14 protein-coding genes are annotated in these 12,560 nt (G+C 33.0%); 10 read left to right on the top strand and 4 right to left on the bottom strand.

Going from position 1 to position 12,560, the window contains the following annotated elements:
• Window position 1 precedes the first annotated feature (1 nt).
• Both ACMX9J_RS24725 and ACMX9J_RS24720 read left to right on the top strand, forming a co-directional pair.
• Window positions 2-223 (top strand): DUF3006 domain-containing protein, encoded by a 222-nt coding sequence (locus ACMX9J_RS24725; RefSeq protein WP_416226347.1) that lies wholly within the window; start codon window positions 2-4, stop codon window positions 221-223.
• Between the two features lie 267 nt (window positions 224-490).
• Window positions 491-676 carry a hypothetical protein gene (locus ACMX9J_RS24720; protein WP_416226346.1) on the top strand — a complete coding sequence of 62 codons (186 nt, stop codon included), beginning with the start codon at window positions 491-493 and terminating at the stop codon, window positions 674-676.
• Between the two features lie 736 nt (window positions 677-1,412).
• On the opposite strand, the gene ACMX9J_RS24715 is transcribed toward ACMX9J_RS24720, so the two are convergent.
• Window positions 1,413-1,916: a DinB family protein gene (locus ACMX9J_RS24715; RefSeq protein ID WP_416226345.1), complete on the bottom strand. Its 504-nt coding sequence runs from the start codon at window positions 1,914-1,916 to the stop codon at window positions 1,413-1,415.
• A 284-nt stretch (window positions 1,917-2,200) separates the two neighbouring features.
• On the opposite strand from ACMX9J_RS24715, the gene ACMX9J_RS24710 reads away from it, so the two are divergent.
• The 8 genes from ACMX9J_RS24710 to ACMX9J_RS24675 all read left to right on the top strand — a co-directional run bounded on the left by ACMX9J_RS24710 (window position 2,201) and on the right by ACMX9J_RS24675 (window position 10,886).
• Window positions 2,201-2,653, top strand: coding sequence for a VOC family protein (locus ACMX9J_RS24710; protein ID WP_226701713.1), 453 nt, complete (start codon window positions 2,201-2,203; stop codon window positions 2,651-2,653).
• A 283-nt stretch (window positions 2,654-2,936) separates the two neighbouring features.
• Window positions 2,937-3,410 carry a stress protein gene (locus ACMX9J_RS24705; RefSeq protein ID WP_416226344.1) on the top strand — a complete coding sequence of 158 codons (474 nt, stop codon included), beginning with the start codon at window positions 2,937-2,939 and terminating at the stop codon, window positions 3,408-3,410.
• An 890-nt stretch (window positions 3,411-4,300) separates the two neighbouring features.
• Window positions 4,301-5,248 carry a dihydrodipicolinate synthase family protein gene (locus ACMX9J_RS24700; RefSeq protein ID WP_416226343.1) on the top strand — a complete coding sequence of 316 codons (948 nt, stop codon included), beginning with the start codon at window positions 4,301-4,303 and terminating at the stop codon, window positions 5,246-5,248.
• Window positions 5,249-5,354: 106 nt separating this feature from the next.
• A complete protein-coding gene (locus tag ACMX9J_RS24695; protein ID WP_416226342.1) occupies window positions 5,355-6,362 on the top strand; it encodes a LacI family DNA-binding transcriptional regulator in 1,008 nt (335 codons plus the stop codon).
• Between the two features lie 174 nt (window positions 6,363-6,536).
• Entirely contained in the window at window positions 6,537-7,940 is a 1,404-nt protein-coding gene (locus tag ACMX9J_RS24690; protein ID WP_416226341.1) for an MFS transporter, read from the top strand.
• 236 nt (window positions 7,941-8,176) lie between these two features.
• Window positions 8,177-8,557, top strand: coding sequence for a VOC family protein (locus ACMX9J_RS24685; RefSeq protein ID WP_416226340.1), 381 nt, complete (start codon window positions 8,177-8,179; stop codon window positions 8,555-8,557).
• Between the two features lie 577 nt (window positions 8,558-9,134).
• Window positions 9,135-10,001 (top strand): leucine-rich repeat domain-containing protein, encoded by an 867-nt coding sequence (locus ACMX9J_RS24680; RefSeq protein WP_416226339.1) that lies wholly within the window; start codon window positions 9,135-9,137, stop codon window positions 9,999-10,001.
• Window positions 10,002-10,046: 45 nt separating this feature from the next.
• Window positions 10,047-10,886, top strand: coding sequence for a leucine-rich repeat domain-containing protein (locus tag ACMX9J_RS24675; protein WP_247807238.1), 840 nt, complete (start codon window positions 10,047-10,049; stop codon window positions 10,884-10,886).
• Window positions 10,887-10,961: 75 nt separating this feature from the next.
• On the opposite strand, the gene ACMX9J_RS24670 is transcribed toward ACMX9J_RS24675, so the two are convergent.
• From ACMX9J_RS24670 to ACMX9J_RS24660, 3 genes are all read right to left on the bottom strand, one after another.
• Entirely contained in the window at window positions 10,962-11,324 is a 363-nt protein-coding gene (locus ACMX9J_RS24670; protein ID WP_247807237.1) for a hypothetical protein, read from the bottom strand.
• A gap of 33 nt (window positions 11,325-11,357) precedes the next feature.
• On the bottom strand, window positions 11,358-11,744 hold the full coding sequence (locus tag ACMX9J_RS24665; protein ID WP_416226338.1) for a hypothetical protein: 387 nt from the start codon (window positions 11,742-11,744) through the stop codon (window positions 11,358-11,360).
• 92 nt (window positions 11,745-11,836) lie between these two features.
• Window positions 11,837-12,448 (bottom strand): hypothetical protein, encoded by a 612-nt coding sequence (locus tag ACMX9J_RS24660; protein WP_247807235.1) that lies wholly within the window; start codon window positions 12,446-12,448, stop codon window positions 11,837-11,839.
• Between the last annotated feature and the right edge of the window lie 112 nt (window positions 12,449-12,560).

The raw sequence follows: 12,560 nt of genomic DNA, 5'->3' as shown, positions 1-12,560 counted from the left end.
TATGAAAAAGATAAAAGGGATTATTGATCGATTTGAAGAGGGATTTGCTGTTGTTGAAATTGAAGGAAAGACAAAAGATTATCCTAAAGATATCTTTCCCAAGAATACACAAGTTGGAGATGTCGTTTATATTACGGGAGATAAAGTTGAGATTGATGAAAGTGAAACGAAAAAGCTGGAAAAAGAAATTGAAGATTTAATGAATGAAGTTTGGGAAGATTAAACTCCCTTGCTAATTGTATACACAGTTATATAGATACCATATGATTCAAAAAGCCGAGAGTTACCTTTTCGGCTTTTTTATTATGGCGTGTTACCCTCTACAAATCTTTTGAAGGTGCTCTATTCACCGTAGTTGGAATTGCTATAAAGCTTATATGATATAGATAATACTAACATATATGAATAATAAGAATGATTGGTTTCCCCTTGAATGAAATGGGGATTAGTAAAAGGAAAGTCTTAACAATCTTAAATAGGAGGGAAGAAGATGTTTAATGATTGGAAAGAAGAAATTCAAGCTCATTTAATCAAAGAAGGTTATAGCGTTGGAGAATTTTTAGGCGAATCTCGAAGGTGGTATTACTTTAGGGTCAATAGTATTTGGAACGGTGACCATATAATTAAAGTCCAAAATGGATTTTTAGGTTATTTAAAAGAAAGGGTTAGTGGATAGGAAATAAATTGTTTAAACAGCACGAGCATAAAGTATTTAAGGAAAAAGACAAACCGAGAGTAAAACATATTTTTCTACGTAGAACTAAAAAGTTAAGCTTTAAAATAAAAAAGGGATTCTATAAAGAACTTTTTTTGAAATTCTTTAATGGTATCAAAATCCTGTTGAATTAAAGTTGTGCTTATATATTTATATCTGGTTATTTGTTGTTAACAGGTTAAAAAGATCACAGAAGACATTTACCTATTAAAAGAAATGTCTTCTGTGATGAACTCTATACAAGGATTTAATGAAATAAATTACCATAATGTGTAATCAAACGCTAATTTGAATGTGTTGCTACATATACAAAATAAAAGAGGAACCTCGGCAGTGGACGTGAGGTTCCTCAAAAATAGAGTTACGTTGAAATTTGTAAAAAATAATATGACTTTTAATATATCATACTTGTATACAGAATCAACTATTTGAAAAGAAGGATGTATATTATAAAAAAAAATAAAGCTAGTTAACTTTAATTTTTTTATCGAGCTTTTTTGATAAATAAAAACTCCTTTATAGACTTCACCCTCTAGAGAAAATTATATGTTTATCATAACAGACATATCCTCCGACAAGGACCTTTTTCCTTTAATTGGTTTTATATTAACTACAAACGTCTACTTTTACGAATCTCACAAAGAGCACATACGTTGTTTTAAAAATATCGCTCTTTGTGAGAAGGTTTTTAAATTTATTATTTGGAAGGTTCTTTTTCAGGTAACCCCAATATGTCCGTATTTTTAGGTGTATGCCCTAATAGGCGTAACATAACTACAATTTGTCCTTTATGATGTGATTCATGAGTAATTGAATGGACAAGCAATTGACGAGGTGTTTTTCTTACCAAACCACTGTTTGCTCTCCAAGCCAGTTCTTTTTCAATAGACTCATCAAATTTATCTGTAAATTGCTTCAATACTTTTTCTACGTATCTATCAGCCTGTTGAAAATAATGCTGAATATCGTCTATTTGCATAGTATTAATTACTTCTTTTGTGAATAGTGGTGATGTTGTTTCTGAAAGCACAAAAGAACCTAGCCAAGCATGATAGCAACCTGCCACATGAACTAGAGAATCTCTAATACTTTGAAAACCAAATGCAAACTCTTTCGCCAAGTCACCTTCACTCAATTCTCTACATTGCTCTAATAAAGTTTGTCGTGCTTGTTTTACCCATTCATATTCTAGCTTTTCCATAACAATCCCACCTCTCAGACATATAATGAAAAATTATTCTTTACTATACACTATTCGGAATTATTATTACACCGATTTTTTCATTAATTAGCTTAGTAAATAGTAAAGTCTTTCGTGTATTATTGGCAAATAGATCATTTTTCTACAAAGAATATAAAATACACACCAAATATGGCTTAGTGACAGGGTAAGAATGTTTTGTTTGAAAGGAATTTGTAACTTTTTAATAGAATGATTATGAAAATGAACAGATAATAAAATATCACATATAAGGAGATAAAACTATGGAAAAAAACAACCTACTAAGAATGGACAATATCAGTATCGTTGTGGAATCCCTTGACGATGCAATTTCTTTCTTTGAGGAGATTGGCTTGAGTCTTGAAGGACGAGCCACCGTCGAAGGTCAATGGGGTGGACGTGTAACAGGATTGGGTTCTCAGCGCGTAGAGATTGCGATGCTGGTTACCCCGGATGGCCACAGCAGGATTGAACTTTCGCGATTTCTCAGCCCACCTACTATATCAGATCACCGGACTGCTCCTGTAAACGCTCTCGGCTATCTACGCGTCATGTTCACTGTTGAAGACATTGACGAAATGGTGTCCAGACTCACTAGGTATGGCGCTCAGCTCGTTGGCGAAGTGGTTCAATATGAAGACTCGTATCGGCTCTGCTACATCCGTGGAGTAGAAGGACTTTTAATCGGTTTGGCAGAGCAACTCGGTAACAAATAAGTAAGTGACGTTTTATAAAAGTCTTTACTGAAATGTACGTTTAAGCTACCTGAATTTTCAATAGATAGATGGGGATAGTATCTGATACTACAACATGACAAACTATTTCTAAATGTGTCATTGTTTCTTCATCTGGCTTCCAATCGAGATTATTTTCAGGTTTCTTCAAACCTTTATTTCACTTTTTCTCCTCACCTATACCTACTTAATTATGGAATTTTTGTTTTAATGTTCATAAAAAGGGTAATTGTTCTAAGAATCAACTAAAATAGGAGGAGATCAAATGAGAAGAGCGAAACAAGCTGTTGTAGCTTCTGCCGTAGGTTTAGCTGTGTTAGCGACGCCATTAGCTCTACCGAATTTAGGAGATTCTGCTGGATCCGCAGAAGCTGCAGAAGTTGGAGGAGACGTAGCAATCGATCCAGTAGCAATTGGGCAAGCGATTGCAGATGCAGCTAAAACGGCTGATAATCGAAGTGGCTTTGTCAAAGGAGCAATGGAAAAAGCGTTTTTTGAATCGGGTCAACAATATAATGTAGTGGTCATGAATTTGAGTCAAGGTTATAATTCAAACCAGTTACAAGGTGTCCAATATTTTGATACCGTAGATTACGATGGTATCACGTTTGGAGTTTGGATATTTGAAGAAGGAACGTTTATTAATGAAGGTGACGGAGGATACGATAACTGGGCCTTTAGAGGTTGGTTTGAACGAACAGGAGATGACGAAAAAACTGTCAACTTCCATAGACCTTAATCTATATAAAAAGAATTCATTTTGAATAATTATTTTCGAAATGAATTCTTTTTTATATTTAAAATTCTCAAAGTGAAAAAGTGTAGCAGGGTTCTATGTTGTATGGTACAATATATAACCCTGTAAATAATTTGAACAATATACAAAACTTTAGAAGAGCCCTGCGTCTTAAATGATACAGGGTCTTTTCTAATTGCTGATTTTCTACCATTTGAACATCTTGCCATTCCACTGTCGCTTTCTTCACCCTGTCTAGTTTCATAATTTACTTAGTAAACCTTCAACATAGTTAGTTTACTCACATGTTTTTGGTGCGGGTAACATACGCACCTCTTGTTGATTTTATTCTTATTTGTCGTCATTAAGTATAAATAGTGAAACGTTAATAATATATAAAATACTTTAGTATTTATTTAAAAAATAAAAGAACTTAAATAAGGTTATTTACTAAAAAAAAGACTCAATCACAATATTTATTTTTAAAGTTATATGCATATGAATCTACAAATCTGGACAGACTAATAGTGTATTCCCCCTATTCCAATAAATTTGAAAAACCTTTGCCTTTATGGCAAAGGTTTCTTTTTATATAAATAGTTTTCAAGGTCCACATTTTCCAAAACTAGCAGTAAGGTATTAACCCTAAAATCCATTTTTAAAGTTAACTATTAAAAATAAAAGCTTAAAATTACGACGATAAATAAGTAAACGTTTACTTTATATTTTTGGTTTTTTTCATAGTTTTAACTGCTATAAAAGGCATAAAAGGTAGTTTTTAAACTTATTTTATCAGAAAATAAAAATAATATTGACAATTAAGCGTTTTCATTTTATGATTATTTACGTAAACGATTACTATAAATTAAAAATTGACAAAGGGGATGTTTTTAATGAAAAACAAAGTAAAATGGAGTGGCGTATTTCCAGCAGTTCTTATCCCATTTAAGGACGATTATTCAATTGATGAAGAGGGCTTTCGTTCTTTAGTTCGCTGGGTCGCGGGTCATGAAGGGGTTAATGGAATTGTAGTAAATGGTCATACAGGGGAAATTATGACTTTATTGCCTGAAGAACGTGCAGAGGCCGTACGAATTGCTGCTGACGAATTAAAAGGTCGCATTCCTGTTATCTCTGGTGTTTCCGCAGAAGGAACAATCGAGGCTATCCAACATGCTCAAGCTGTAGAAAAAGCTGGAGGAAGTGGGATCCTTCTGATGCCTCCACATTCTTGGCTGCGATTTGGGATGCAAGAAGAATCACCAGTACAGTTTTTTAAAGACGTGGCGGAAGCTATTAATATCTCAATCGTTGTTCACCAATATCCAACTTGGACAAAAACATCGTATACAACTAGCCAATTATTAGAAATGGCTGCTATTCCAAACGTTGTGTCTATTAAAGTGGGACAACGAGATATTGCACAATATGAAGTAGATATTCGAGCACTAAAAAAGAATGCGCCTGATGTTTCACTGTTAACGTGTCATGATGAATATTTGTTACCTACTTTAGTTCAAGGAATCGACGGTGCATTAGTTGGATTTGGTTGTTTTGTACCAGATTTAATCGCAGAACTAGTGAAATGTGTGAAAGATCAAGACTTAAAGGCTGCGAACGCTGTGTATGACCGTATCTTTGAATTAAAGCAAGCTGTATATAAAATGGATGAGCCTTCTTCTACCTCACATTTACGTATGAAGGAAGCAATGTATCAACGTGGACTAATTAGTAGTTCATTAGCAAGACGTCCAGTATTACCTTTAAAAGATGAAGAGGTAGAAGAGATTCGTCAAGGGTTACTAAAAGTAGGATTACTAAAAGATGAAGTGAAAGCGTAATAAATGTTGTAGGTAGTGGGGGCAATCTTGCAACCACTACTCTTTAGTATTTAGGTGGGACTCGTTTATAATAGATAGATATACTTGACCCACGGAGGTATGTACTATGAGTGTAAGTATCAAGGATGTGGCACTTAAAGCTGGTGTTTCAACAGCTTCTGTCTCACGAGTATTGACAAATAAACCTGGTGTTGGTGCGAAAACGGCAGAACGAATTCGCAAAGTAATGGAAGAATTAGATTATCGTCCTAATTTAGGAGCAAGAGGACTTGTTAAACAAAATACAGGAAATATTGCAGTTGTAGTTCCAAGGGGGTCATTTATTTTAAATAACCCGTTCTTTTCAACAGTATTAGAAGGAATAGCAAAAGGAATTGACCAGACGGACTATAATATGATGATGTCGTTTACCTCTTCCCAACAGAAACGGTTGCTTGAAACTCAAGCCGTAGATGGTGTTATCCTTTTTGCACCTAGAAATGAGGAATTAAGCTTAGAATGGTTAGAGAGTATTCGATTACCGATTGTCGTAGTAGGTAGCTATTTAGAAGGGTCACCTTTCCCTTGTGTACGACCGGATGATGAAGATGGTATCAAACAAGCAGTGAATGCTCTCTATGAGCTAGGACACCGAAATATTGGGATTGTAAATGGACCGATTAGTTCCATGCATAGTGTCAAGTGTTTGAACGGCTACAAAGAGAAAATGAATGAATTAGGTTTAAATTATTCTTCTGAAAATGTTTTTGAAATTGCTGAATTTGATGCTCTAAAAGCTACAACAGAAGTAGCTACGTTTCTAAAAAAACATAGAGACATTACAGGCATCGTTTGCTCATCTGATTATTTAGCCATCGGCGTTATTAAAGCAGCTGATATGATTGGCTTATCAGTACCTGAAGACTTATCCGTTGTGGGAGCTGATGATGTTCCGATTTCAGACTTTATAACCCCTGCGTTATCTACGGTTCATGTGGATTTACTAGGTATTGGACAAAGGGCAACCTCGATCCTGACGAGTATGTTAGAAGGGAAACAAATTCGAAAGAAAGACGTTGTGTTCACGATGGAATATGTCGATAGGTCCACAACCGATAGGCCAAGACATCACTAACATTCATACGTAGGCTCTAAAAAGATTTTAGGGTCTACTAGTTGTTGTCTTTTGTTGTAAACCTTTTCATTTTATTAAAATCTTATATTTCCACTTTAATTAAGTATTGTTTTATACATCTTAGGATCATTGTCATTGCGATTAGAGGGAATCGCTACTAAGGAGGATTTATGTATGAATACAGAATTAAACAGAAATTCTTCAGAACCCACTACGACTATCAACTATGATCACGAAGAAATTGGTTTGTCTAATCGTGCTACTGAACTGCTTACACGTATAGAGAGCGTTCCCTTTTCACGTTGGCATATTAAACCACGTGTTATTATGGGTTCAGCCACATTTTTTGATGCTTTTGATGCATTATCTCTAGCATTCGTTTTGCCTGTATTAATTGGAATATGGAATTTAACTCCTGGTCAGATCGGTATTCTTATCGGTTCTGGATATCTTGGACAAGCGATTGGAGCTATCTTTTTTGGTTGGTTAGCCGAACGATTTGGACGTGTTTATAGTGCTAAATGGACCATCTTTTTAATGTCAGGAATGAGTATTGCTTGTGCGTTTGCGGGGAATTTTCATGCCCTATTATGGCTGCGTTTTGTGCAAGGCATCGGAGTAGGGGGTGAAGTCCCTGTTGCTGCAGCTTATATAAATGAACTTTCAGTTGCACAAGGACGTGGACGTTTTTTTATGCTATATGAAATGATCTTCCCTCTTGGGTTAATGATATCTGCGCAGATTGGCGCTTTAGTTGTACCTAGTTTTGGATGGAAATGGATGTTTTTAATCGGTGGCATTGGTGGATTAATTGTCTTTTTATTCTTCTTTAAGTTGCGCGAATCGCCTCGTTGGTTAATTTCAAAGGGCAGATTTGATGAAGCAGAACGAGTAATTGAAGAAATTGAATCGAGTACGGATAAACGTATAGAAGCAAAAATTAGTGCACCTCAAGCTGTAGTAAAAGGAGATTGGAAAGAATTATTTTCCCCTTTTTACCGCAGTAGAACGCTAATTGTTTGGACTCTTTGGTTTTCTTCCTACTTTGTTGCGAACGGACTTAATAACTGGCTTCCAAGTTTATATAAAACAGTTTATAATCTTCCATTAGAAAAATCTCTACATGCAGCGTCACTAACGAATGTCATTCAAACAATAGCTGTGTTTGCTTGCGCATTACTTATTGATAGAGTTGGACGTAAAAGGTGGGCAACTATCGCTTTTCTAGTTGTAGGGTTACTTTTAACAACGCTTTGGTTTAACGGTGCAAAATCTGCTGAAAGTGTTATGTATTTAGGTTCAGCAGCATACGGCGTCATGGGAACAATTACGGTTCTTCTCTATCTCTATACACCAGAAATTTATCCAACACGTATGAGAGTACTTGGAATCGCGTTCGCGACAGCATGGTTACGACTAGCTTCAGCCATTGCTCCTACGATACTCGGCTTTGTATTAGGCGCTAAAGGGATTAGTTCGGTTTTTGTTCTGTTCGCTTGTGTAGCTGCAGTAGGTGCATTTATGGCATTTAAGATGATTGAAACACGTGAGAAAGTGTTAGAAGATATTGCGCCATAAACGAGCAAACTTTAAGAGGTGAGGTTAAGATAATCTTACCTCTTTTATTTATGAATGCTACTATTCTTTAATTCCTACACATTAGATCCTTTTATACCTTTATCCCTAGGAGGTTAAAAAACGGTAGTTTGATAGGAATTATATTAATTCTGCAGTACATAAATGTTTATTAGATGGATCAACGTTTTAAGTAACGTTATTTTTATGTCGAAAGGAAGAATATGAATGATTAAAAAATGGAACACGTAGCTATAGTTGTTAAGGATATGGATCAGGCCATTGAATATTACTCGGATATGTTTGGCTTCAAGGTTCGTCTTCGAGGGTCTTCAAAAATAAAAGAGATGGCATTTTTGTATTTGGACGAACAGCCAAGTGTAGAAATTGAACTAATTCGAGATATTAATCCTATGAGCGACTATAATAAAAGTGGTATTGTTAATCATCTTGCTTTTACAGTAGAGAATATGAACGAAGCAATAAACCACTATAAGAAAAAAGGAATTGAATTTTTATCTCCTGAACCCCAACCGACATTAGAAGGGGGACGTATGATTTTGTTCCGCGGCCCCAGTGATGAACTGTTACAATTAGTAGAAAGAGTAAAGCATAAATAAAGCAGAATCATTAGCACAAACTACTTAAGTTGTCTCCACTCATTAGTTGAAAAGAGTAGCGTTTGTCGCCGAAAATCCACTGACTTAGTCAGTAGATTTTCGGCTTTTTTAGTTACCATAAAACGTGTTATCGGTAATAAAATCTGTATCCAAAAATCTCTATATATGTTATATAAAAGAATATAGAAGTATCAGAAATAAAGGTGACACAAAAAATAGGAGTGAATATTATAACTAGTCCTGCAGCAATCATAATTTTATTTTTGAATTTAATAACTCTTATTCTAGTATTTAAAGGTTTTCAAAATAGTAAAGTAAACTTCACACTTCAAAAAGCTATATTAGGCCTCTTAATAACTATTTTAGTCATTAATTTGGTAATGACATTTATTATCTAAAGTTGAAAGATCTACTCATAAGTAGATCTTTCAACTTTTTTAAATATATAAATTAAGAAAGTTTATTTACCATAATGTTCCTTCTAGGAATGAATTAAATATCAATTTAGTTTTCCAATTGGTATTATTAATAGTATAGGGTATACCTAAAATAAAACTTAAAAATAGAGGTTATCAAATTGTTTCTTTTTAAATCAGGTAATGTGAAAATCAGCAAAGAAACTAAGTACTCACAAGAGGAAACTGTTATTATCAATGACAAGCATCTTGATGAATGTATTGAATATATTAATAAACATAATGTTAAACACCTTGATATCACAAACGACTATTATAAGAAAGAAGATATCGATTTTTTATTTCAATGTAATCATATTGAATACCTTTCAATACATGGAGAATATTTAAAAGATATTTCTGGAATTTACTCTCTAAAGAATCTAAAAGGATTGGGCATTACAAGTATAAATCTAGATATTGATTTAGCCCATTTAAACACCTTAGAATCTTTAACTTTAAGTTGGAATAAAAAATTTAAGAACATAAATCAACTATCGAATCTTAAAGGACTTTATATATGGAGCTATAATCCAAAAAATAAAAATTTAGAAGAATTCAAAGAGCTTAAAAACCTTGAGAGTTTACTCCTTGCACAGTGTAGAATTGAATCCCTCCAGGGAATCCAACACCTCAATAAATTAAGTTCTTTAGAAATTGCTTATCTCCGTACCTTAAAATCCTTAAAAGGAATTGAAGGTCTATATAGCTCTTTAAAATTCCTTAAGATTGAAGCATGTAAGAATATACAAGACTTTTCAACTATTCAAACCTTGTCAAAATTAGAAATACTTAGCTTGCCTAGATGTGGTGAAGTGCCTTCTATTAATTTCATAAGACGATTAGAAAATCTAGAAGCGTTTTCTTTTTTAGGAACCAATGTATTGGATGGGGATATTAGTCCATGTACAAAATTAAAACAGGTTTATTTTACAAATAAGAAGCATTATTCACATAAAGAAAAAGATTTTGTGAAATTTCAGCATTAATAAATAGTAATAATCAAATACTTTGTGGAGCATAAGTGAAAACGTATGGACTTAGAAAAGAAACACGTAGAATATGTATTTCATGATAATAAAAGACCTGATATTACATATGACTTAAAAAATGTAGAGACATCATCAACAGAACTTTTGATTAGAGGCGATACCAAAAACCTTTCAAAACTTGCAGAACTATCTGGAATAAAAAAATTGTGGATTGAGTTTGTGAACCAAAGGGAATTCGATAAACTCATCAATTTAATTAACCCTGAATCCCTCTATATTTATGGTATGAGAGTGGAGGATTTATCTGGACTAGAAAACTTAACAAATCTAAAGATTCTTGGATTAGAATCTAATACAAGAGCTCAGGAATTGTGGGACTTAAAAGCTAATCCATTGTTAGAATCTTTATTAATTAAAGGGTTTTCTAAACTTACTAATATTCAATATTTAAAATACGGATCTAACCTGAAGATATTAAATTTAGAAGGGAACGATTCAAATCAATTGAAAATAGAGAATCTACAACCACTAAAATCTCTTAAAAACCTAGACTATTTAGCATTCTCTAATATCAGAGTACTGGATGAATCTTTAGAACCTATTTCAGCTCTAAAAGGGTTGGAGATTTTTAAAACGTCTAATCAATTTCCAACTGAAGAATTTGCAATGCTTTCTGTCCTATTGCCTAATACACATTGCAATAAATTTGAGCCATATTTCAAATTAACTTACCCAATTTATGAGCTTAATACAATGGTAGTCGGTAAAAGAAAGCCTCTTTTAAATTATCAAAGAGATAAAGAAAAATTAGACAAATATGAAAGAAATTTTAGAAAGATGCAAGAAAAATACTTGTCTAAAATTAAAAATAAAGATGAGTAAAACATACACTTTTAGTTAATATAATCACGATAGGCAACACAAAAGGTCCTTTTTTTAATGAAGGACCTTTTGTTTTCACATTACATCTAGGTCACGTATTTTAATTAAAATTTCATTATCGTTTTCAACATATATATTGAATTTTAAAGTTAAATCACTCTGTTCTCCATCATAGTATAAATTAAAGGTTCCTTCATAGTTAGGCGGTGACTCATATTCTACCTCATATATATCAATTTCCTCTTCCCAATTCTGATATGCTGCATTTGGAGGTAACGTCATTTTACCAGGGTAGTATCGCAATTCTTCTCTAATCTCCGCCTCAGTTATTTCAGAAAAACCAGAAGAAACAATGTTCTCTATATTACCTTCAGCTAATTGATGTATCAATACCTTCAGTTTTTTTACCGTTTCTCTTTTTAAAGAATTTGTAATCATTTTAGTTCTCCCATAAAAGCTTTTGTTATAACTCTATTTGTCTTTATTATTTGACTCATGCCAATCCCAATATGAACTATACAGTTCATCATGTAAAAATTCTTCATCTTCTTGTTTTTCTTCTAACTTTAAGCCAACCCATATGTCTTCATCATTTTCTGATACAGGATCACTCACACCATCTAGTAAACAAAAAGAACTATGAAAAGCCCCCATAATATTATCTCTTACGATTTTTTCAATTGCACTAATGCTTTCGTCAGTGAATTTCTGAGCGTCTAAAGCACTTATTTCATTTTTAGTTAAATTAAATTCCTCCCATGATAATTCTTTAGGAGGTTGTTTTAATTGTTCTCCCACCTCTGAATATTCCTTAATAATGTTATGTATTTCTCTTAAAAAGAGCTGTCTAGAATCCATATTTAATTCTCCTATATATGTTCTGAGTTCTATTTATTATATCAGTTTTACCTTGATATTCAGTGTATAGAGTATCTTTTTAAACTACATCATCATTTACTAAAGCCCCAGTAACTGACTGAATAAAAATATTCCTCGTAAGAAATATTTAACCCAAATTCAAAATTAGGGTCAACTATATAAAAATGTGAATACATAAAATCATTGTCCATAAATTCTGTTATGTTGTTATATAAATTGTTAGTTAAACCTTTATCCAACACAATATTACCTGTTACATTATTCCTTCCATGTCCGATAATAACATTGTGTTCTTTCGGAAAAGATATAGCATTTCCTAATTCATTTAAGGTTTTTTTCAGATGTTGTTTGTCTAAATATACTGTACCTGTCTTTTCAACAAGCTTATGGAAAATTAAAAGGTGCTTATGAGATAACCTAATACTCCTTGATAATTCTCCGCAAAGATGTTTATTGATTTCACTGCTATTAAAAGAATTATATAATTGAAATATCTCTTCATAACAGACTTGTTCCTCCAATAATCTGTTATGTTCATTTGTTTCTTTCCTACTTTTAAAATCTTCAATTCTTAATTTATAGTCGAAATATTTATCAAAAAGGGCAATAACATTTTCTCTTTCGTTTCGTACATGGTTTTGTTTTAATAATCTTTTCATCTTCTGCTGTCTACTACTATCCATAAAATTCTCCAACTTTAAAAATTCTCTTAATTAAGAGTTCAGTTATTTAAATAATATTAATGTATTTCAATGATGTATACCATATAAACTTAGTTACCATAATCCATATTAC

Origin of the sequence: Priestia sp. RMT2NF4, from assembly GCF_047872835.1 — a bacterium.
In the GTDB taxonomy this organism is placed as follows: Bacteria; Bacillota; Bacilli; order Bacillales; family Bacillaceae_H; genus Priestia; species Priestia zanthoxyli.
The sequence above is the reverse complement of the archived record's forward strand: the minus strand, read 5'-3'. Positions and strand labels throughout refer to the sequence as shown.

What these genes read in the sequence shown, in the direction of transcription:
- ACMX9J_RS24725 (WP_416226347.1), top strand. Translation starts at nt 2, where the DNA reads ATGAAAAAGATAAAAGGGATTATTGATCGATTTGAAGAGGGATTTGCT.
- ACMX9J_RS24720 (WP_416226346.1), top strand. Translation starts at nt 491, where the DNA reads ATGTTTAATGATTGGAAAGAAGAAATTCAAGCTCATTTAATCAAAGAA.
- ACMX9J_RS24715 (WP_416226345.1), bottom strand. Translation starts at nt 1,916, where the DNA reads ATGGAAAAGCTAGAATATGAATGGGTAAAACAAGCACGACAAACTTTA.
- ACMX9J_RS24710 (WP_226701713.1), top strand. Translation starts at nt 2,201, where the DNA reads ATGGAAAAAAACAACCTACTAAGAATGGACAATATCAGTATCGTTGTG.
- ACMX9J_RS24705 (WP_416226344.1), top strand. Translation starts at nt 2,937, where the DNA reads ATGAGAAGAGCGAAACAAGCTGTTGTAGCTTCTGCCGTAGGTTTAGCT.
- ACMX9J_RS24700 (WP_416226343.1), top strand. Translation starts at nt 4,301, where the DNA reads ATGAAAAACAAAGTAAAATGGAGTGGCGTATTTCCAGCAGTTCTTATC.
- ACMX9J_RS24695 (WP_416226342.1), top strand. Translation starts at nt 5,355, where the DNA reads ATGAGTGTAAGTATCAAGGATGTGGCACTTAAAGCTGGTGTTTCAACA.
- ACMX9J_RS24690 (WP_416226341.1), top strand. Translation starts at nt 6,537, where the DNA reads ATGAATACAGAATTAAACAGAAATTCTTCAGAACCCACTACGACTATC.
- ACMX9J_RS24685 (WP_416226340.1), top strand. Translation starts at nt 8,177, where the DNA reads ATGGAACACGTAGCTATAGTTGTTAAGGATATGGATCAGGCCATTGAA.
- ACMX9J_RS24675 (WP_247807238.1), top strand. Translation starts at nt 10,047, where the DNA reads ATGGACTTAGAAAAGAAACACGTAGAATATGTATTTCATGATAATAAA.
- ACMX9J_RS24670 (WP_247807237.1), bottom strand. Translation starts at nt 11,324, where the DNA reads ATGATTACAAATTCTTTAAAAAGAGAAACGGTAAAAAAACTGAAGGTA.
- ACMX9J_RS24665 (WP_416226338.1), bottom strand. Translation starts at nt 11,744, where the DNA reads ATGGATTCTAGACAGCTCTTTTTAAGAGAAATACATAACATTATTAAG.
- ACMX9J_RS24660 (WP_247807235.1), bottom strand. Translation starts at nt 12,448, where the DNA reads ATGGATAGTAGTAGACAGCAGAAGATGAAAAGATTATTAAAACAAAAC.